The following is a 19,467-nucleotide window of genomic DNA, read 5'->3' on the forward strand; positions in this document are numbered from 1 at the left end:
GGAGGCTTTGCTGTTTCAGAGATGAACGACGGCCATGTCCAGGCGGCCGTAGTCGTTGTCGTTATGATCGCTGCGCGGTGGCACATGATGGGTTTTCATCACCTGATCGCCTTGCAGGGTCTCCAGGTGGATGTCAAACCCCCACAGTCGGTGCAGGTGCTTGAGTACTTCCTCGGTGGAATCGCCCAACGGCTTACGGTCGTGTTGCTGATGACGCAGGGTGAGCGAACGGTCGCCGCGCACATCGATGCTGTAGATCTGCACGTTGGGCTCGCGGTTGCCCAGGTTGTATTGGGCGGCCAGGGTTTCGCGAATGATGCGGTAGCCGGGTTCATCATGGATAGCCGGCACCACGAGGTCGTCTTTCAGGTCGTCATCCAGAATGCTGAACAGCTTGAGGTCACGAATCACCTGAGGTGACAGGTACTGCAGGATGAAACTCTCGTCCTTGAAGCTGCTCATGGCGAACTTGATGGTCGACAGCCAGTCGCTGCCAGCGATCTCCGGGAACCAGCGACGATCCTCCTCGGTGGGGTGTTCGCACATGCGACGGATATCGCGGTACATGGCAAAGCCCAGGGCATAGGGGTTGATGCCGTTGTAATACGGGCTGTCGAAGCCGGGTTGGAAGACTACGCTGGTGTGGGACGTGAGGAACTCCATCATGAAGCCGTCCGTGACCAGGCCCTCGTCGTACAGGTCGTTCATCAGCGTGTAGTGCCAGAATGTTGCCCAGCCTTCGTTCATCACCTGCGTTTGACGCTGGGGATAAAAATACTGGGCGATCTTGCGCACTATGCGCACAATCTCACGCTGCCAAGGCTCCAGCAGCGGGGCGTGTTTTTCCAGAAAATACAGGATGTTTTCCTGGGGTTCGGCGGGGAAGCGTGCATTGTCCTTGTCGTTGTTTTTGCCGGCGCGCTTGGGAATGGTGCGCCACAGGTCGTTGATCTGTTTCTGCAGGTGCTCCTCGCGTTCCTTCTGGCGCAGGCGCTCTTCCTCGGCTGAGATCGGATAGGGACGCTTGTAGCGGTCGACCCCGTAATTCATCAGTGCATGGCAGGAGTCCAACAGGTCTTCCACCGCATCAATGCCGTGTCGTTCTTCGCACTGCATGATGTACTGCTTGGCAAACACCAGGTAATCGATGATTGAGCTGGCGTCGGTCCAGGTTCGAAACAGGTAGTTGCCTTTGAAGAAACTGTTATGTCCATAGCAGGCATGAGCCACTACCAGCGCCTGCATGCAGATGGTGTTTTCTTCCATAAGATAGGCGATGCACGGGTCGGAGTTGATCACGATCTCATAGGCCAGGCCCATCTGGCCTCGCGTATAAGACTTCTCGGTGCTGAGGAAGTGTTTGCCATAGGACCAGTGGTGATAACCCAGCGGCATGCCCACCGAGGCATAGGCATCCATCATTTGCTCAGCGGTGATCACTTCAATCTGGTTGGGGTAAGTGTCCAGGGCATAACCTGCCGCGATACGGCTGATTTCCCGGTCATAGGCCTGGATCAGTTCAAAGGTCCACTCGGAGCCAGTGGATAGGGGTTGGCGCTTGTTCTCTTTTTTGGCGGTCATGTCACTAACCTGCGCTGGAAGAGTTCACGGAAGACCGGATAGATATCGCCGGCCGAGACCAGTTGCTGTTGGGCGAACGTGTCGGCAAAGGCTTCGCCGATGCGCTCGTATTCGAACCACAGGGCCTGATGCTCACGGGGGGTGATTTCAACATAGGTGTAGTACTGCACGAACGGCATGATCTGGTTGATCAGAATGTCGCGGCAGATCGGCGAATCGTCGTTCCAGTTGTCGCCATCCGAAGCTTGGGCGGCGTAGATGTTCCATTCGTTGGCAGGATAGCGCTCGGCCATGATTTCCTGCATGAGCTTCAGTGCACTGGAGACAATGGTGCCGCCGGTTTCCCGCGAATAAAAAAACTCTTCTTCGTCCACTTCCCGTGCGCTGGTGTGATGGCGAATGAAAACTACGTCAATCTTGTCGTAGTTCCGTTTCAGGAACAGGTACAGCAGGATGAAGAAACGCTTGGCGATGTCCTTGGTGGCCTGGGTCATGGAGCCGGAGACATCCATCAGGCAGAACATTACGGCTTTGGAGCTGGGATTGGGTTGCTTGACCAGCAGGTTGTATTTCAAATCAAAGGTGTCGAGGAACGGCACGCGGTGAATGCGTGCGCTGAGTTTCTCGATTTCTACCTCGATTTCCTGGATATCGCCGAAGTTGTCTGGTTCTTCACGCTTCAAACGCGCCAGCTCTTCCTTGGCCGCCTTCAGTTTTGCGCGGCTGCTGCCCGAGAGGGCGATGCGTCGTGCATGGGCTGAACGCAAGGTGCGGATGATGTTGATGCGCGAGGGGTTGCCTTCGTTGCTGATCCCGGCGCGTACAGTCTTGAACGTGTCGGTGCCGGTCAGGTTGCGCTTGACCAGGTTGGGCAACTCCAGGTCTTCGAACATGAATTCGAGAAATTCCTCCTGGGTGATCTGGAACACGAATTCGTCCATGCCTTCGCCGGAATTACCGGCCTTGCCCGGACCTTTGCCGCCACCGCCGCCTTGTGGGCGCTGGATGTGTTCGCCGGTGGTGAATTCCTTGTTACCGGGGTGCACGACGGTCTGTTTGCCGCCGCGCCCGTGGTGAAGCACGGGCTCGTCGATGTCCCGGCCAGGAATGCTGATTTGCTCGCCATGCTCCATGTCGGTAATGGAGCGGCGGCTGACGGCTTCTTCTACGGCCTTTTTGATGTGGTCACGGTAACGCCGCAGGAAACGCTGGCGGTTTACCGTGCTCTTGTTCTTGCCATTAAGGCGTCGGTCGATCACATAGCTCATGGGGAGCCCTCCGGGCAGCTTCACGTTACAAGCTTCAAGCCGCGAGCTGGAAGCTTAGAGACAAGCGGTCAGCCGCCAGGCCGGATGCCTGGCAGCGTTGGCTTGTCGCTGCCTTACTGCGATTTACGCACCCGCAAGTACCACTCGGAGAGCAGTCGTACCTGTTTGTCGGTGTAGCCGCGCTCGACCATTCGTGTGACGAAGTCGTTGTGTTTTTGCTGATCCTCCTTGCTGGCCTTGGCATTGAAGCTGATGACCGGCAGCAGATCCTCGGTGTTGGAGAACATTTTCTTTTCGATGACCACCCGCAGCTTCTCGTAGCTGAGCCAGGTGGGATTCTTGCCATTGTTGTTGGCACGGGCGCGCAGTACGAAGTTGACGATTTCGTTGCGGAAATCCTTCGGATTGCTGATGCCGGCCGGTTTCTCGATTTTCTCAAGCTCTTCGTTGAGCGCCACGCGATTGAGGATTTCGCCGGTTTCCGGATCGCGGTACTCCTGGTCCTGAATCCAGAAGTCGGCGTACAGCACATAGCGGTCGAAGATGTTCTGACCGTACTCGCTGTAGGACTCCAGGTACGCGGTCTGGATTTCCTTGCCGATAAACTCGATGTAGCGCGGTGCCAGGTATTCCTTGAGGAAGCGCAGGTAGCGTTCGCGGGTTTCCGCCTGGAATTGCTCCTGTTCGATCTGCTGCTCCAGTACATACAGCAGATGCACCGGGTTGGCGGCGATCTCGTGGGGGTCGAAGTTGAAGACTTTGGACAGGATCTTGAACGCAAAGCGTGTCGACAGGCCATTCATGCCCTCATCGACGCCCGCTGTATCGCGATACTCCTGGATCGACTTGGCCTTGGGGTCGGTGTCCTTGAGGTTCTCGCCGTCATACACCCGCATTTTCGAATAGATATTCGAATTCTCCGGCTCCTTGAGGCGCGACAGTACGGTGAACTGGGCGAGCATCTTCAACGTGTCGGGTGCGCAGTGGGCCTTGGCCAGGGAGCTGTTGAAGAGCAGCTTGTCGTAAATCTTGATCTCATCGCTGACCCGCAGGCAGTACGGCACCTTGACGATATAGATCCGGTCGATGAAGGCTTCGTTGTTCTTGTTGTTGCGGAAGGTGTGCCATTCCGATTCGTTGGAGTGGGCCAGCAGGATCCCGGTGAACGGAATCGCGCCCAGGCCTTCGGTGCTGTTGTAGTTGCCTTCCTGGGTAGCGGTGAGCAGTGGGTGGAGCACCTTTATCGGCGCCTTGAACATCTCCACGAACTCCATCAAGCCCTGGTTGGCCCGGCACAGCGCGCCGGAGTAGCTGTAGGCGTCAGCGTCGTTCTGTGGGAATTCTTCGAGTTTGCGGATATCGACCTTGCCCACCAGTGCCGAAATATCCTGGTTGTTTTCGTCGCCCGGTTCGGTCTTGGCCACGCCGATCTGGTTGAGGATCGACGGGTAGAGTTTCACTACGCGGAATTGGCTGATATCACCGCCGAACTCGGCCAGGCGCTTGGTGGCCCAGGGCGACATGATGGTGTTGAGGTAGCGCCGCGGGATACCGAAGTCTTCTTCGAGAATCGCGCCATCTTCCGTGGCGTTGAACAGGCCCAGGGGCGACTCGAAGACCGGCGAGCCCTTGATCGCGTAGAAGGGCACCTTCTCGATCAACTGCTTGAGCTTTTCCGCCAGGGACGACTTGCCGCCGCCGACTGGCCCGAGCAGGTAAAGGATCTGTTTCTTCTCTTCCAGGCCTTGGGCGGCATGGCGGAAGTAGGAGACGATCTGGTCGATGCATTCTTCCATGCCATGGAAGTCTTCAAAGGCCGGATAGCGGCGGATCACCTTGTTGGAGAATATTCGCGACAGGCGCGAATTGTTGGCGGTTTCCACCAGCTCCGGCTCGCCGATCGCCAATAGCAGGCGTTCGGCGGCAGAGGCATATGTGCTGCGGTCCTGCTTGCACAGCTCGAGATACTCTTGAAGCGTGAGTTCTTCCTGCTGCGTGGACGCGAAGCGTTGTTGGAAGTGGCTAAAGATACTCATGACGTCGTCACCTCGCTCGATACGTGGAGCCGACGCCGGATCAATCAGCGGATGCTGGCAGTCATTGACGTACGCCAATGGCTGTTTTCCCCCCAGAACACCCTGAAACGCTACCGATGACCCGTACGCCGGTGTACCGGCTCTCCCCTGATTCGGATGGCCTGCGCTTAAGGATAGTTCGGAATCCGGGAGGTCAAGGCGCGATGCGCAATTAGTTTGGCTGCGCCGTTCGTCAGAAACGGCGCAAGCCCAAGCGTCACGCGGGGTAGCGGGGTATGAAAAAAATTATTGCGAATCGCCTGAGGAAATTTCCGAGGGGTAAGTCGCACGCCACAGCTCAAAGCCGCCGTCCAGACTGTAGACATCGGAGAAGCCCTGGCTAATCAGGTAGGCGGCCGCGCTTTGGCTGGAGTTGCCGTGGTAGCACGCCACGATCAGCGGCGCATCGAGGTCGGCGGCGCGGATGAAGTCGGCGATGTTGACGTTGTCCAGATGCTTGGCGCCGCGGATATGAGCTGCCGCATAGGTAGGCTGGTCGCGGATATCGACGACCACCGCGCCTTGCTCGCGCAGCGCTTGGGCTTCTTGGGGAGGGATACGTTTGAATTCGGTCATGGCGGGCTCCTATGGTTTGGCGGCGGCCGGCTGGGTAATGGAAAGAGGGGATTCACACTGGCAGCCGAAGCGCTCGCCGGTGTCGATGTTCATCAGGGTCATGGCGCCGCCCCACACGCAGCCGGTGTCGAGGGCGAACACGCCGGGTTCGTCGCATTTGCCTTCCAGGGCGGCCCAGTGACCAAAGATGATCTTCGTATCACGGGTCTTGCGCTCCTTATGGGCGAACCATGGCTTGTAGCCGGGAAGGGCGGTGTCGGCGCCTTCCTTGCTCTTGAGGTCCAGTTTGCCTTCGGCCGTGCAGAAGCGCATCCGCGTGAAGTAGTTGGTGATGACTCGCAGGCGGGCCACGCCCGTGAGGTCGTTGTCCCACTTCACCGGATCGTTGCCGTACATGCCGTCGAGGTAAGCGGTGTACAGGTTGTCATCGGCCAATGCACTTTGGACTTCAGCGGCGCATTTGAGGGCTTTTTTCAGCGTCCACTGAGGTGGAATGCCTGCATGCACCAAGGCCATGTTGCGGCCCTCGTCGTAGTGCATGAGTTTTTGCCGGCGCAGCCAGTCGAGCAGTTGAGCGCGGTCCGGGGCTTCGAGGATTTCCCGCAGGGTGTCGCCTTTTTTGAGGCGCTCGATATTGTTGCCGGCCGCAAGCAAGTGCAGGTCATGGTTGCCCAGCACGCATACCAGCGAATCACGCAGGCTATAGAGGTAGCGCAGGGTTTCGAGGGACTGCGGGCCGCGGTTGACCAGGTCGCCCACCAACCACAAGCGATCATTTGCCGGGTCGAAGGCTACGCGCTCCAGCAGGCGCTTGAGAGGTTCCAGGCAGCCTTGCAGATCGCCGACCGCGTACGTCGCCATCAGTGCAGGGCTCCTGGCACGGCCAGGCGGAAGGGCTTGATGATTGCATCGAACAGTTGGCCGTCGGTGGCCTTCATTTGATACGAGCCTTGCATGGTGCCGACCTTGGAAGTCATCACCGTGCCGCTGCTATAAGTGTGGCTGGCGCCTATGTCGATCAACGGCTGCTGGCCGACAACGCCTGCCCCGCGCACTTCCTCGACCTGACCGTCGCCATCGGTGATGACCCAGTGGCGCGACAGCAGCTTGGCCGGCACCAGCCCGTTGTTCTTCACTGTAATGGTGTAGGCAAAGGCGAAGCGATTATGTTCGGGTTGCGATTGGTCCGCCAGGAAGCGGGTGACGACGCTGACGTCGATCTGATAGCGAGGATCGGACATGCAAGAGGCCTTAAAAGCAGAGGACAGCAGATGCGGGTCAGTCTAGGCCATCAGGTGGGCACTAGGCCAGACATGCCGTCTGGGATGACGTGATCCAGAATGTGGGAGGGGGCTTGCTCCCGATAGCGGTGTGTCAGTTGAAAATGTATCCACTGATACTCCTCTATCGGGAGCAAGCCCCCTCCCACATTTGGATCATGTTGTCCTTTTGTCTTATTCCGCCGTCGGAGCAGGCTGGATAGCCAGCTGGTCGGCCAGGCGTACAAATGCGGCCAGGTCCAACTGCTCGGGGCGCAGGCTGCCATCGACACCGGCAGCTTCGATTTCAGCGTTGCTCAGCAGGGCCTTGAGCGTGTTGCGCAGGGTCTTGCGGCGTTGGTTGAACGCTTCACGCACAACGCGCTCCAGCAGCTTGTGATCCTTGGCTGGGTGGGGCAGCACGGCATGCGGCACCAGGCGTACGATGGCTGAATCAACCTTCGGCGGCGGGTTGAACGCGCCCGGGCCGACGTTGAACAGGTGCTCCACGCGGCAATGATACTGGACCATGATCGACAAACGGCCCCAATCACCACCGCCAGGGCCTGCGGCCAGGCGCTCCACCACTTCCTTCTGCAGCATGAAGTGCATGTCGCGGATGATCCCGGCGTTGTTCAGCAGGTGGAAAATCAGCGGTGTGGAGATGTTGTACGGCAGGTTGCCCACCACCCGCAGGCTATTGGGGGCGGCATTCAGGCTATTGAAGTCGAACTTCAGCGCATCGCCCTGGTGCAGGTTGAAGTTGGGCTTGCCGGCGAACTGCTGGTTCAGGATCGGGATCAGGTCCTTGTCCAGTTCCACCACGTCCAGTTGCCCGCCGCTGGCCAGCAGGCCCTGGGTCAGCGCGCCCTGGCCCGGGCCGATTTCCAGCAGGCGGTCTTCTGGCTTGGCGTGGATGGAGCGCAGGATGCGATCGATGACACCCGCGTCGTGCAGGAAGTTTTGCCCGAAGCGCTTGCGCGCCCGGTGTTGGTAATGCTCAGTCATATGCGGGTCTCGGCCATCTGATAGGCGGTTTCCAGGGCTACGTGCAGGCTGCCGGTATCGATCTTGCCGCTGCCCGCCAGGTCCAGGGCTGTGCCATGGTCGACGGAGGTGCGGATGATCGGCAGGCCCAGTGTCACGTTGACTGCAGCGCCGAAGCCTTTGTACTTCAGCACGGGCAGCCCCTGGTCGTGGTACATCGCCAGCACTGCGTCGCAGTGCTCCAGATATTTGGGGGTAAACAGAGTGTCTGCAGGCAATGGGCCACGCAGGTCCATGCCTTCTTGGCGCAGGCGCTCTAATGTCGGTTCAATGATGTCGATTTCTTCATGGCCCAAGTGGCCGCCTTCACCGGCATGGGGGTTTAGCCCGCAGACCAGGATACGCGGTCGGGCAATGCCGAATTTGTGTTGCAGGTCGTCATGCAGGATGCGCGTGACGCGCTCTATGCGCTCGGCGGTGATGGCGTCGGCAATATCGCGCAGTGGCAGATGCGTGGTCACCAGCGCAACACGCAGGCCACGGGTCGCCAGCATCATCACGACCTGTTCGGTATGGGTCAGCTCAGCCAGGAATTCGGTATGGCCGGAAAACGCGATGCCGGATTCGTTGATCACGCCTTTATGCACGGGCGCGGTGATCATGCCGGCAAAGTCGCCGTCGATGCAGCCTTGCCCGGCGCGTGTCAGGGTTTCCAGCACAAAGGCTGCATTGGCCTTGTTCAGTTGCCCGGCGACCACCTTGGCCTGTAAAGGGGTGTCCCATACATACAGGCTGCCGGCCGGGGCGGGCAGGTCCGGCCAATTGCCCGGTGCCACTTCCAGCAAGTTGACAGCCACGCCCAACTGCGCGGCCCGCTCAAGGAGCAGGTCGCGGCTGGTAATGGCAATCAGGGGGTGTGGCTGAGGTTGCGAGGCGAGCAGCAGGCACAGGTCTGGACCAATGCCGGCCGGCTCGCCGGGTGTCACCGCGAAACGCTGGGGTTTCACTGGGCTGCCTGGTCGGTGCCTGTTTGCTCGGCGCCTGGCAGCTTGTTCTCTACGTAGGCTTCGTCACGGATCTGACGCAACCAGGTTTGCAGCTCTTCGTCGTATTTGCGGTTACGCAGCACGGTGAGGGCTTGCTGCTCGCGGGCCTGGTTGGTGTTGTCGGTGGCGCGACGGCCAAGGACTTCCAGCACATGCCAGCCGTATTGAGTCTTGAACGGCTTGGACAATACGCCTTGCGGCGTGTCGGCCATGACCTGTTGGAACTCGGGCACCAGAGCTTTCGGGTCGATCCAGTTCAAGTCGCCGCCGTTAAGGGCAGAACCAGGGTCTTCCGAAAAGCTTTTGGCCAGGGTGGCGAAGTCTTCACCGCTTTCGATGCGGTCGTAGATCTTCTGCGCCAGTTCCTTGGTTTGTGCCTCGGTACGGATTTCGCTTGGTTTGACCAGGATGTGACGAACGTGCACTTCGTCTTTCAGCGAGGTCTCGCCGCCGCGCTTGCCCAGCAGCTTGAGGATAATGAAGCCACCTGGGGTACGTGCCGGTTGGGTGATGCCGCCGACTTCCATGGAACTCAGCTCGCGATCAAACGGAGGTGGCAGCTGTGCGGCTTTGCGCCAGCCCATGTCACCGCCGTCCAGTGCGTTATCGCTGCCGGAGACGGCAATGGCGGTCTGGGCAAAGTCAGCACCGGCTTTCAGGCGGTCGTACACCGCTTGGGTCTTGGCCGCCGCCGCGTTCAGTTGCTCGGCGCTGGCGCTGTCTGGCGTCGGGATCAGGATATTGGCCAGGTGCAGTTCTTCGGAGAGCTGCATCTTGCCAAGGTCCGAGGCCAGGAAGTTCTTCACTTCCTGCTCCGATACCTGGACCCGCTCGGCCACACGGCGCTGGCGCACACGGCTGATGATCATCTCGCGCTTGATCTGGTCGCGGGCGTCCTCATAGGACAAGCCGTCGTGGGCCAGCGCGGCGCGGAACTGGTCAATGCTCATGTTGTTGCGTTGAGCGATGGTGCCGACGGCCTGGTTCAGTTCTTCGTCCGAAATCCGGATGCCGGAACGTTCGCCGATCTGCAACTGCAGGTTTTCGACGATCAGACGCTCCAGTACCTGGGGTTCCAGGACGCTGGTCGGCGGCACACCACCGCCACGCTTGGCGATGGTTTGCTGAACTTCCTTGACCCGTTGGTCCAGCTGGCTCTGCATGATCACGTCGTTGTCGACAATGGCCGCTACTTTATCCAGCTGTTGAACCGCGGCGTGTGCCGAAACAGTACCCAGGAACAGCGCGCCCAGCACTAGCGGGCGCAAACACTCAGAAAGCTTTGTCTTCACGTTCACGATAACCTTCAATGCCTTTGTCGAGGAAGCTCTCTACCTTGGCGCCGGTCAGGCCGCCGAGTCCTTTGAGGACGATCTGGAAGAAGAGCCCGTGGTCACCCTTTTCGTTAAGCGGGGCGATCTGGCTGTATTCGTCGTTGGAAACCCAATAGCGATTGATGACGCGCAGTTTCCAGCAGCAGTTGTCGTACTCGAAACCACCGAAGGCTTCCAGGGTGCGGTTGCGGGCATAGTCATACTGCCAGCGGGTGATCAGGTTCCACTGAGGAATGATCGGCCACATCATCGAGAAGTCGTGTTGCTGGATTTTGTAGTAATCCTTCACGTAGTTCGGTTCACTTGGTTGGCCGTAATCACCACCAAACTGCCATTTGCCGGTCAGCTGGTTGTAGACCACCTGGTCGTTGCGATAGCGATAGCCGAGGTTGACGACCTTGTTCGGGTTGTCTTCCGGCTGGTAGTGGAACATCGCGCTGCCCGAACGAGGGGCGTGGCTTTCAGGGTCCCAGTTGTAGTCGGCTGTTGCACGCCAATCGCGGTTGAAGCGGAACGCGTATTCCAGAGCGATAGGCGAGACGTTTGAGCGTGCATCGTCGCGATCAGCGGCCAATACACCCGGCAGTTGGACTTCGCGATCCTTGAAGTAGACAGCCTGACCGACGGAAACACGCTGGCGTTCAAAGCCGTTTTCTTCGATCCAGCGGCTGGTTACGCCCAGGGAAAGCTTATTCTCATCACCGATCCTGTCTGACCCGCTGAAACGATTATCGCGGAACAGGGAGGAGTAGCTGAACGAGTACTCACCTGTATCGAAGACCGGGATATCGCTTTGATCTTTGTTTGGTACGTAAAGATAGAAGGCGCGAGGCTCAAGGGTCTGGTTGTAGTCCTTGCCGAACCAATTGGTGGTGCGGTCGAAGTAGAGGCCGCTGTCGATGCTGGCGATCGGGACTGCACGATCTTGTGAACTTTTGAACACGCCGCCGGCGTAAGGAGCTGCACCAGGCTGAGCAGCATCCTGCTGCGCGCGGACAATGTCACCCTTGCCTATGCTATCGAGGTCAAGATCATATTTGGTATAGACGTACTTGAGTTTCGGCGTAATGAAGCCATAGCTCCAGTTCATTGGGTACTCGACAGCGGGAGCTACGTTCAAGCGTGTTCCGTTTGCACGGGTCAGGCCGTTTACGTAGGTATCCAGGCGTCGTTCACCGATGGTGCCATCAAGTGGGTTGATCGGCCCGCCATCTTCATTGACCACATTACCCTTTCGAAGGTCTCGGTCAAATCTTACGGCTTCAGTCTCGTAGGAGAAGTTGAGCCCACCCGGGTGATACGGCAGTTGACCATTGAAGGTGATCTGCGGCAAACGGTCATACGGAGTGATCTGCGAAATCGTCGCCAATTGATACGACTGCAGATTCACGCGAGCTTGATAGCTGTCACCACGGTAGGTCACCGAGCCTTGCTGATTCAGGTAGTCCTGGCTCTCAACGCCTTCCTGATACGACTTCAAATCCTGGAAGTAGAACGGATCACTGATCTTGGTGTAATCGACCTGAGTCGTCAGGCGCGAATCCAACCCACCCTTATGCTGCCAATTGAGCATATAACGGGTTTTTTCGTAATCGGTCTGCTTCTTCCGCTCGTCGCTATCATCGTTGAGATACGCCCCACCAAACTGCCCTTCACTCGACTTGGTCAGGTAGCGGAATTCGCCTTCCATCAACAAACCGCGCTTGGTCATGTATTGCGGGTACAACGTGGCATCGTAGTTCGGCGCCAGGTTGAAGTAGTACGGCGTTACCAGCGTGAAGCCAGTCTCGCTGCCGGTGCTGAAGCTCGGCGGCAGGAAGCCGGATTGACGACGGTCGTCGATCGGGAAGTAGATATACGGGGTATACAGGATCGGGATGTTCTTGACCCGCAACGTCGCGTTGGTGGCCGTACCGAAACCGGTGGCCGGGTTCAACGTGATGTTGTTGCCCTTGAGCTGCCAGGCGTTGCTGTCCGGCTCGCAGGTGGTGTACGTACCGTCCTTGAGACGGATGATCGCGTTCTCGGCACGCTTGGCGTACAGGGCGTTACCGCGAATGCGCGACTTGTGCATCACGTATTCGGCGTTGTCGATCTGGGCGGCGCCGGTGTCGAGCTGGACCTGGGCATGGTCGCCCACGATCAGCGCGCCGTTGTCGCGCAGTCGCACTTTGCCGTTCAGCTCGCCACGGTTCTCGGCCTGGTACAGGCTGGCTTCGTCCGCTTCAAGCTGCATGCTGCCCTGGCGCATGACCACGTCACCGGCCAGGGTGGCGACCTGCTGTTCCTGTTCGTAACGCGAGGCCTTGGCACCGATGAAGGTCGGCGCATCGCTCTTGTCCGTCTTGTCGTTCATGCCAGGACGAGTCGGCTCGATGTAGGCACCGCCGCAGTAAGGGCCGGTCTCGGCCAGCTGCGCTGCAGTCAGCTTGTCGCGAGGCACCCAGTCCAGGTGGCTGTAGTCGGCGCTGCGCGAGCGCAGGCCACGGCCCTTGGATTCGGTGACCAGCACAGTCTTGGGCTCGGCGTCGACGCTGCCGCCAGCCTTGCCTTGCGGCGTGCCGTTGGCCGAGCTGACGGCAGAACCGTCATGCACCGGGCGCGGTGGCAATGGGGCTGCGGCGGTCTTCGGCGCGCAATCCCAGGCACCCGAAGCAGAGACTGAGCAGTCATACTGTTCCGCGGCGACCACGAATGAGGTGGCGAAAGGTTGCAAGGCCAGCAGACTGCCGGTTACCAGCAACGGAAATTTTCTACGAAACGCGGGGGATTTCAATGCCATCTTATTAGTCCGGGCTTCCTGCGTGCCATCTGCCCGCGGTTTGGGCCGCACGCCTCTCGATGGTCTGAAAAAGATGCGTGATAATAAAGCATGCCCCGCTTGACGGCTAGCGCCGTCGGAGACCCTTGTAATGCCCGAGCAAGATCTACGTTTACAACAGCTGGAAGTCTGGCTGGATGAGCAGTTGCCGATCCTCTTCAACGCTCAGGACTGGGGCCCCGTACCCCCGGCCACATTGACCGCGGCCAGCAGCGACGCGAGTTTCAGGCGTTACTTCCGGTGGGAGGGCGGTGCCCATACGTTCGTCGTAATGGACGCGCCACCCCCCCAGGAAAACTGCAAACCTTTCGTCGATATCGCGCATTTACTGGCGAAATCAGGAATAAATGTGCCAAAAATTTATGCAGAAGACTTGCCTCGTGGCTTTCTTTTGCTCAATGACCTGGGCAGAAAAACCTATCTGGACGTGATTGACGCTGAAAATGCCGATCAATTATTTGCCGACGCCATCGATGCGCTGCTGGCTTTCCAGCAATTGCCGATGGACGCACCATTGCCCAGCTACGACGCGGCCTTGTTGCGTCGCGAGCTGGAGTTGTTCCCGGAATGGTATGTGCGCCGTCACCTGGGGATCGACTTCGACGCTGAGCAACACGCCCTCTGGCAACGCGTCAGCGAAAAATTGATCGACAGTGCCCTGGCGCAGCCCAAGGTGCTGGTGCATCGCGACTATATGCCGCGCAACCTGATGATCAGTGAGCCGAACCCCGGCGTACTGGATTTTCAAGATGCAGTCTACGGCCCGGTGACTTATGACATTACCTGCCTGTTCAAAGACGCCTTCCTCAGTTGGCCCCAGTCGCGTGTGCGTGAATGGCAGCACGGCTACTGGCAGCGCGCCGGGCAGTTGGGGATCCCGGTGCAGGACGACTTCGAAGACTTTCTGCGCGCCAGCGACCTGATGGGCGTGCAGCGTCATCTCAAGGTCATCGGTATTTTTTCGCGTATTTGCCACCGTGACGGTAAACCGCGCTACCTGGCCGATGTGCCGCGTTTCTTTGCCTATATAGAAGCGGTGCTCGCCGACCGACCCGAGTTGAGCGAACTGGGCGAACTGCTCGCCAGCCTGCGCCAGCCCGCCGAGGCCATTGTATGAAGGCAATGATCCTGGCAGCGGGAAAGGGCGAGCGCATGCGTCCGCTTACCCTGCATACGCCCAAGCCGCTGGTGCAAGCCGGCGGCAAGCGGTTGATCGAGTATCACCTTGAAGCCTTGGCGAAGGCCGGCTTCACCGAGATCGTGATCAACCATGCCTGGCTGGGCCAGCAGATTGAAAACTACTTGGGTGACGGCGCCCAGTTCGGGCTGCGCATCCGCTACTCGCCGGAGGGTGAGCCGCTGGAAACGGGGGGCGGGATATTCCAGGCGTTGCCGCTGCTGGGGGATGACCCCTTCCTGGTGGTCAATGGCGATATCTGGACTGACTACGATTTCACCCGCCTCAGGCAGCCGATCCAGGGCCTGGCGCACTTGGTGATGGTCGACAACCCTGAGCACCACCCGTCAGGCGGGGATTTCTACCTGGATGAAGGTCTGCTTCATGATGCCGCGCCCGGTGCCGATAAGCTGACCTTCAGTGGCATTTCAGTGCTCGACCCCAAATTGTTCGCGGGTTGCAGCGCCGGTGCCTTCAAGTTGGCCCCGCTGTTGCGCGCGGCCATGGCTAAAGGTCTGGTAACGGGGGAGCACATGACGGGACGCTGGGTGGATGTCGGGACGCTGGAGCGTCTGGGGCAAGTCGAAACCTTGCTGACAGCGGAGCAGTAGGATGTTGTGGCCAGGGACGCTGATCGGCGCCGGGGCTGGCTTTGCCATTGCCAGTATTCCGGGGGCCTTGTTGGGTGCATTGCTGGGGCAGGCGCTGGATCGTCGCCTGCAACTGCACAGTTGGGCGCAGTTGCGCGAACGCCTGGGCGGGCGCCCGGCGTTGCGCAACGACGAACTGTTGTTTGTGCTGTTGGGGCGGTTGGCCAAGAGTAACGGCCGGGTTGTGGATGGGCATATCCAGCAGGCGCGTCAGGAGATGCGCGCGTTGGATATGTCCGAGCCGGCCCAGCGTCGCGCTATCAGCGCCTTCAACCGAGGCAAGTCTGGCAGCGACCGTGTGCGCAGCTACCTGCGTGTACTCAAGGCGCAACCCCATGCGGCGGAAGGCGTGCTACGTGCCTGTTGGCGCATGGCCTGGGCGGACGGACGGGCGGATGACGCCGAGCGCGACCTGATCGACCTGTGGGGCAAATGGCTGGGCTGGACGCCGCAACAACTCCAGGCACTGGCAACCGATTACGCGCCGCAGCGCAAACCGCTGGCCAATCGTGGCGGAGCCTATCAGGAGGCGTTGCGGGTCCTGGGTGTGACGGCGACCACTGAGCCCTCGGTGATCAAACGCGCCTACCGTCGCCTCCTGAGCCGCCACCACCCGGACAAGGTCGCCGGCACGGGCGCCAGCCCTGCACAAGTGCGTGAAGCCACCGAGCGTACCCGGGAGCTGCATAACGCTTATGCATTGATTCGCGAGCGTCGGGATTTTCGCTGAGGCTATTGGCCTGAGAGTCCCCTCCCACATTGTTTCTGCAACAGGTTCGAAGACATGATCAGTCTGCGCCGCCCTGCGGGCTGAGCCACCCGCGAACCCGCCGATACAACTGTTCCTGCTCTGCTGCGCTATTGCCGGGCAACGCCGTGAGCGATACCTGCTTGTAACCTTCATTTTTCGAACGCTTGGCCGCCTGGATACGCTCCTGCGCGTTTTTGCGTTCCTGAGGGGCGTCTTGATAGAACACATCCGCCGTGGGCACCTTCAAGCTCGGCGCCAGTTGTTGCAGGTCCGGTTGGCGAGCCGCCGGCGTCTTCCCGGCCACCATGATCAGCTTCTGCACCTGGGATGGTTGTTTCTCGCTCAGGTAGCGTGCGGCCCACCAGGCGCCGGTGCCGTGGCCGAGCAACACCACGCTGCGCGCGCTTTGGGTCTGGGCGAAGGCAACAGCGGCGTCGATGCGGTCGAAGATGCGCTTGGCGTCGGTCTTGTCCTGTTCATCCGCACCCGGCACCACCGCAGGGTCAGTGCCTTCGGCCTCGGCGCTTGCGGCCTGTTCGACAGGTTTGGCGGCCGTGCTGCCGTCCTTGCTGCTGGTGTCGACCGCAGCTTTTGGCGGTTCGATGACCCGTGGCGGCAAGGTGTCTACATTTACGTCCGGCAGTGACAGGCTCAAGGTGCCCCAGGCCGCATCCGGTAGCTTGCGCCGCAAGGGGGCGATTGCTTGCGGCCAGTCGGCGTTCTCCCCGGCGCCCGGTACGATAATCACCACACCTTCGGCCTCTGCGCCGTTGGCGGGTTTCCACAGGGCCAGGAACGAATCGCTACCGGCTTGCAGCTGTTGTTGTTCCGGTTGCGGAATCTGGCGCTCCAGAGCGCTGGCTTGCGACTGGCTGCGCTCGGGCAGGGGTTGGCGCTCAGCTGGTTTTTCGGCAGCGGGCGCGGGCGCGTCGGCGGCGTGAACAGGCAGGGCGCTGGCACATAGTAGCGACAGGCACAACGTTGGCAGTGCCGAACGGTGGAGAAAAAGCATCGTTAATTTCCGGCCATAAGTGATGTGAGCAGCCTAATGGGTTGGTCAGTATTTGTCAGTGATGTGGGGCGTGGTTTTCTGCCAGCAGGTTATCGGCGATGACCATTCAACCAGTGAATGGCAGACAACACGCGATGGGCAGCTATTCTTGTGCCAGCCCATCATTCATAAGAGGCCGCGCACATGAGTACTTCCTCATTCAAGATCGCCCATAAACTGCTGACCGGCGCGGGCGCCATCGAGCAATTGGCCGCGGAACTGACCCGGCTGGATGTGGATAACCCGCTGATCGTCACCGATGCGGCTCTGGTCAAGTCTGGCACCGTGGCCCTGGCCCTCGAACAGCTGGGCGATCGTGCTTACGAAATCTTCGATCGCGTACTGCCCGATCCGGAAATCGCCATCGTTGAAGACTGCATGCGTGCGTACCGCGAAGGCGGGCATGACGGCCTCATTGGTGTGGGCGGCGGCAGCGCTATTGACATCGCCAAGAGCGTGGCGGCGTATGCCGGTTATCACGGTGCGCTGGCGGATTTGTTCGGCGTAGATCAGGTGCCGCGCAAGGGCCCGCCGCTGATCGCCATTCCGACCACGGCGGGCACGGGTTCGGAGGTGACCAATGTGGCGATCCTCTCCGACAAGGCCGCACAGCTGAAAAAAGGCATCGTCAGCGACTACCTGCTGCCGGATGTCGCGCTGATCAGCCCGCAAATGACCCTGACCTGCCCGCGCAGTGTCACCGCCGCCAGTGGTGTGGACGCCTTGGTGCATGCCATCGAATCCTACCTGTCACTGAACGCCTCGCCGATCACCGACGCTCTGGCCATCGGCGCGATCAAGCTGATCGCCAACGCGCTGCCCAAGGCTTACGCCAACCCGGCCAACCTGCAGGCCCGTGATGACATGGCTACTGCCAGCCTCATGGCCGGCATGGCATTCGGGAATGCCGGAGTCGGTGCCGTGCATGCGCTGGCGTATCCGCTGGGCGGGCGTTTCAATATTGCCCATGGTGTGAGCAATGCGCTGTTGCTGCCGTACGTCATGCATTGGAACAAGCTGGCCTGCGTCGAACGTATGCAAGATATTGCCCAAGCCATGGGCGTGAACGTGACGGGCTTGAGTGTCAGCGAGGCTGCCGACCGCGCGGTGGAGGCGATGACGCGACTGTGCGCCGCCGTCGAGATTCCCGCAGGGCTGCGCAGTTTCGGGGTGCCCGAGGACGCCATTGCCTCCATGGCCACGGAAGCTGCGGGTATCGAGCGCCTGATGCGCAATAACCCGCGTCAGCTCAGTGCGGCCGATATCGAGAAAATCTACCGGGCGGCTTACTAACCGTTGAGTTAGGTCACGGTGCGCGCAGCAAAGCATGAGGTATACAATGCGCGCCATCGTGATTTAGCTCAAAAAAGGTGCGTCATGCAGCCCTTCGTCATTGCTCCATCGATTCTCTCCGCCGACTTCGCCCGCCTGGGTGAGGAAGTGGACAAGGTGTTGGCCGCAGGTGCCGACTTCGTGCACTTCGATGTCATGGACAACCACTACGTACCCAACCTGACCATCGGCCCGATGGTCTGCGCAGCGTTGCGCAAATACGGCATCACCGCGCCGATCGACGCCCACCTGATGGTCAGCCCCGTGGACCGCATCATCGGTGACTTCATCGAGGCCGGCGCGACCTACATTACCTTCCACCCGGAAGCCACGCTGCACGTCGACCGCACCCTGCAACTGATCCGCGAAGGCGGCTGCAAGGCGGGCCTGGTGTTCAACCCGGCCACTCCGCTGAGCGTGCTTGAGTACGTGATGGACAAGGTCGACATGGTGCTGCTGATGAGCGTCAACCCAGGTTTCGGCGGGCAGAAGTTCATCCCGGGCACCCTGAACAAGCTGCGCGAAGCGCGGGCGCTGATCGACGCCTCAGGGCGCGATATCCGCCTGGAGATCGACGGCGGGGTCAACGTCAACAATATTCGTGAAATCGCTGCCGCCGGCGCCGATACCTTCGTGGCAGGCTCGGCGATCTTCAACGCACCGGACTACCAGGCCGTCATCGACACGATGCGTGCCGAACTGGCGCTGACGCGTCCATGAGCGGCTTCGAGCAGCTGTTCCCCGGCAAGCTGCCACGGCTGGTGATGTTCGATCTGGACGGTACGCTGATCGACTCGGTGCCTGACCTGGCAGCGGCGGTGGACCAGATGCTGCTCAAATTGGGGCGCAAGCCGGCGGGGATCGAGTCGGTGCGCGAGTGGGTCGGCAACGGCGCGCCGATGCTGGTGCGCCGGGCCCTGGCAAACCATATCGACGCTTCGGGTGTCGATGAGGTGGAAGCCGAGCACGCTCTGGAATTATTCAATGTCGCGTACGAAAACGGCCACGAACTCACCGTGGTCTACCCCGGCGTGCGTGACACTCTCAAATGGCTGAGCAAGCAGGGCGTGGAAATGGCCTTGATCACCAACAAGCCGGAGCGCTTTGTTGCGCCGCTGTTGGACCAGATGAAAATCGGCCGCTATTTTCGCTGGATCATCGGTGGCGATACCTTGCCGCAGAAGAAGCCTGACCCGGCGGCACTGTTCTTTGTAATGAAAATGGCCAATATCCCGGCGTCCCAGTCGTTGTTTGTCGGCGATTCGCGCAGCGATGTACTGGCGGCAAAAGCTGCAGGCGTGCAGTGCGTAGCCTTGAGCTACGGCTACAACCACGGGCGCCCGATTGCCGAAGAGTCGCCGGCGCTGGTGATTGATGATCTGCGCCTGCTAATCCCCGGTTGCCTGGGAGCTGGCGCTGAGATAACGTTGCCCGACATTGATCCGTCCCCTTCTGGAAACGCCATCGTGGTGGTCACTCGCAAACTCTGGATGAAAGTCATCAAGGCCCTGGCCCGCTGGCGTTGGCGCGCCTGACTGATTCTCGCCGCGCTGCGGCAC

Annotated in this window: 17 protein-coding genes; 6 read left to right on the top strand and 11 right to left on the bottom strand. The window is 59.9% G+C overall.

All coding sequences use genetic code 11. From position 1 onward, the window contains the following. Nucleotides 1–15: 15 nt before the first annotated feature. From QMK52_RS09940 to QMK52_RS09985, 10 genes are all read right to left on the bottom strand, one after another. A complete protein-coding gene (locus QMK52_RS09940) occupies nt 16–1,581 on the bottom strand; it encodes a SpoVR family protein (RefSeq protein ID WP_005792056.1) in 1,566 nt (521 codons plus the stop codon). Then, complete coding sequence (locus QMK52_RS09945) at nt 1,578–2,849, bottom strand: YeaH/YhbH family protein (protein ID WP_005792055.1); 1,272 nt, start codon at nt 2,847–2,849, stop codon at nt 1,578–1,580. The genes QMK52_RS09940 and QMK52_RS09945 overlap by 4 nt, the downstream gene beginning before the upstream one ends. Before the next feature lie 113 nt (nt 2,850–2,962). Then, nucleotides 2,963–4,885, bottom strand: a complete 1,923-nt coding sequence (locus QMK52_RS09950) for a PrkA family serine protein kinase (protein ID WP_003194732.1) — start codon at nt 4,883–4,885, stop codon at nt 2,963–2,965. A gap of 285 nt (nt 4,886–5,170) precedes the next feature. Further along, complete coding sequence (gene glpE / locus QMK52_RS09955; RefSeq protein WP_122736000.1) at nt 5,171–5,500, bottom strand: thiosulfate sulfurtransferase GlpE; 330 nt, start codon at nt 5,498–5,500, stop codon at nt 5,171–5,173. A gap of 9 nt (nt 5,501–5,509) precedes the next feature. Continuing rightward, nucleotides 5,510–6,361 (bottom strand): symmetrical bis(5'-nucleosyl)-tetraphosphatase, encoded by an 852-nt coding sequence (locus tag QMK52_RS09960; RefSeq protein ID WP_320404059.1) that lies wholly within the window; start codon nt 6,359–6,361, stop codon nt 5,510–5,512. After that, a complete protein-coding gene (gene apaG, locus QMK52_RS09965; RefSeq protein ID WP_099585670.1) occupies nt 6,361–6,741 on the bottom strand; it encodes a Co2+/Mg2+ efflux protein ApaG in 381 nt (126 codons plus the stop codon). The genes QMK52_RS09960 and apaG overlap by 1 nt, the downstream gene beginning before the upstream one ends. 213 nt (nt 6,742–6,954) lie before the next feature. After that, entirely contained in the window at nt 6,955–7,767 is an 813-nt protein-coding gene (gene rsmA / locus QMK52_RS09970) for a 16S rRNA (adenine(1518)-N(6)/adenine(1519)-N(6))-dimethyltransferase RsmA (protein ID WP_122736002.1), read from the bottom strand. Beyond that, nucleotides 7,764–8,753 (bottom strand): 4-hydroxythreonine-4-phosphate dehydrogenase PdxA, encoded by a 990-nt coding sequence (gene pdxA / locus QMK52_RS09975; RefSeq protein WP_078822479.1) that lies wholly within the window; start codon nt 8,751–8,753, stop codon nt 7,764–7,766. Before pdxA ends, rsmA begins: the two co-directional genes overlap by 4 nt. Then, entirely contained in the window at nt 8,750–10,084 is a 1,335-nt protein-coding gene (locus QMK52_RS09980; protein WP_164366076.1) for a peptidylprolyl isomerase, read from the bottom strand. The genes pdxA and QMK52_RS09980 overlap by 4 nt, the downstream gene beginning before the upstream one ends. Further along, nucleotides 10,065–12,908 (bottom strand): LPS-assembly protein LptD, encoded by a 2,844-nt coding sequence (locus QMK52_RS09985; protein ID WP_194439391.1) that lies wholly within the window; start codon nt 12,906–12,908, stop codon nt 10,065–10,067. Before QMK52_RS09985 ends, QMK52_RS09980 begins: the two co-directional genes overlap by 20 nt. Before the next feature lie 130 nt (nt 12,909–13,038). Here QMK52_RS09985 and QMK52_RS09990 point away from each other — a divergent pair, with 130 nt between their 5' ends. Genes QMK52_RS09990 through QMK52_RS10000 form a run of 3 tightly spaced genes read left to right on the top strand, consistent with a single transcriptional unit; the run spans nt 13,039 to nt 15,504 of the window. Continuing rightward, nucleotides 13,039–14,064: an aminoglycoside phosphotransferase family protein gene (locus QMK52_RS09990; RefSeq protein WP_194439389.1), complete on the top strand. Its 1,026-nt coding sequence runs from the start codon at nt 13,039–13,041 to the stop codon at nt 14,062–14,064. Further along, a complete protein-coding gene (gene murU, locus QMK52_RS09995; protein ID WP_320404060.1) occupies nt 14,061–14,735 on the top strand; it encodes an N-acetylmuramate alpha-1-phosphate uridylyltransferase MurU in 675 nt (224 codons plus the stop codon). The genes QMK52_RS09990 and murU overlap by 4 nt, the downstream gene beginning before the upstream one ends. A gap of 1 nt (nt 14,736) precedes the next feature. Then, a complete protein-coding gene (locus tag QMK52_RS10000) occupies nt 14,737–15,504 on the top strand; it encodes a TerB family tellurite resistance protein (RefSeq protein WP_320404061.1) in 768 nt (255 codons plus the stop codon). 58 nt (nt 15,505–15,562) lie between these two features. On the opposite strand, the gene QMK52_RS10005 is transcribed toward QMK52_RS10000, so the two are convergent. Beyond that, complete coding sequence (locus tag QMK52_RS10005) at nt 15,563–16,537, bottom strand: alpha/beta hydrolase family protein (RefSeq protein ID WP_320404062.1); 975 nt, start codon at nt 16,535–16,537, stop codon at nt 15,563–15,565. A 183-nt stretch (nt 16,538–16,720) separates the two neighbouring features. On the opposite strand from QMK52_RS10005, the gene QMK52_RS10010 reads away from it, so the two are divergent. From QMK52_RS10010 to QMK52_RS10020, 3 genes are all read left to right on the top strand, one after another. Then, complete coding sequence (locus QMK52_RS10010) at nt 16,721–17,869, top strand: iron-containing alcohol dehydrogenase (protein WP_005792033.1); 1,149 nt, start codon at nt 16,721–16,723, stop codon at nt 17,867–17,869. Nucleotides 17,870–17,953: 84 nt separating this feature from the next. After that, nucleotides 17,954–18,628, top strand: a complete 675-nt coding sequence (gene rpe, locus QMK52_RS10015; RefSeq protein ID WP_057702265.1) for a ribulose-phosphate 3-epimerase — start codon at nt 17,954–17,956, stop codon at nt 18,626–18,628. Continuing rightward, nucleotides 18,625–19,443: a phosphoglycolate phosphatase gene (locus tag QMK52_RS10020; protein WP_122736009.1), complete on the top strand. Its 819-nt coding sequence runs from the start codon at nt 18,625–18,627 to the stop codon at nt 19,441–19,443. The genes rpe and QMK52_RS10020 overlap by 4 nt, the downstream gene beginning before the upstream one ends. Nucleotides 19,444–19,467 lie beyond the last annotated feature (24 nt).

Origin of the sequence: Pseudomonas sp. P9_2, from assembly GCF_034008255.1 — a bacterium.
Taxonomy (GTDB): domain Bacteria; phylum Pseudomonadota; class Gammaproteobacteria; order Pseudomonadales; family Pseudomonadaceae; genus Aquipseudomonas; species Aquipseudomonas synxantha_A.

Excerpts from the sequence above, each read along its gene's own strand:
- QMK52_RS10010 (WP_005792033.1), top strand. The coding sequence starts at position 16,721 with ATGAGTACTTCCTCATTCAAGATCGCCCATAAACTGCTGACCGGCGCG.
- rsmA (WP_122736002.1), bottom strand. The coding sequence starts at position 7,767 with ATGACTGAGCATTACCAACACCGGGCGCGCAAGCGCTTCGGGCAAAAC.
- QMK52_RS09990 (WP_194439389.1), top strand. The coding sequence starts at position 13,039 with ATGCCCGAGCAAGATCTACGTTTACAACAGCTGGAAGTCTGGCTGGAT.
- QMK52_RS10020 (WP_122736009.1), top strand. The coding sequence starts at position 18,625 with ATGAGCGGCTTCGAGCAGCTGTTCCCCGGCAAGCTGCCACGGCTGGTG.
- murU (WP_320404060.1), top strand. The coding sequence starts at position 14,061 with ATGAAGGCAATGATCCTGGCAGCGGGAAAGGGCGAGCGCATGCGTCCG.
- QMK52_RS09940 (WP_005792056.1), bottom strand. The coding sequence starts at position 1,581 with ATGACCGCCAAAAAAGAGAACAAGCGCCAACCCCTATCCACTGGCTCC.
- QMK52_RS09945 (WP_005792055.1), bottom strand. The coding sequence starts at position 2,849 with ATGAGCTATGTGATCGACCGACGCCTTAATGGCAAGAACAAGAGCACG.
- QMK52_RS10000 (WP_320404061.1), top strand. The coding sequence starts at position 14,737 with ATGTTGTGGCCAGGGACGCTGATCGGCGCCGGGGCTGGCTTTGCCATT.
- rpe (WP_057702265.1), top strand. The coding sequence starts at position 17,954 with ATGCAGCCCTTCGTCATTGCTCCATCGATTCTCTCCGCCGACTTCGCC.
- QMK52_RS09960 (WP_320404059.1), bottom strand. The coding sequence starts at position 6,361 with ATGGCGACGTACGCGGTCGGCGATCTGCAAGGCTGCCTGGAACCTCTC.
- apaG (WP_099585670.1), bottom strand. The coding sequence starts at position 6,741 with ATGTCCGATCCTCGCTATCAGATCGACGTCAGCGTCGTCACCCGCTTC.
- glpE (WP_122736000.1), bottom strand. The coding sequence starts at position 5,500 with ATGACCGAATTCAAACGTATCCCTCCCCAAGAAGCCCAAGCGCTGCGC.
- QMK52_RS09985 (WP_194439391.1), bottom strand. The coding sequence starts at position 12,908 with ATGGCATTGAAATCCCCCGCGTTTCGTAGAAAATTTCCGTTGCTGGTA.
- QMK52_RS10005 (WP_320404062.1), bottom strand. The coding sequence starts at position 16,537 with ATGCTTTTTCTCCACCGTTCGGCACTGCCAACGTTGTGCCTGTCGCTA.
- QMK52_RS09950 (WP_003194732.1), bottom strand. The coding sequence starts at position 4,885 with ATGAGTATCTTTAGCCACTTCCAACAACGCTTCGCGTCCACGCAGCAG.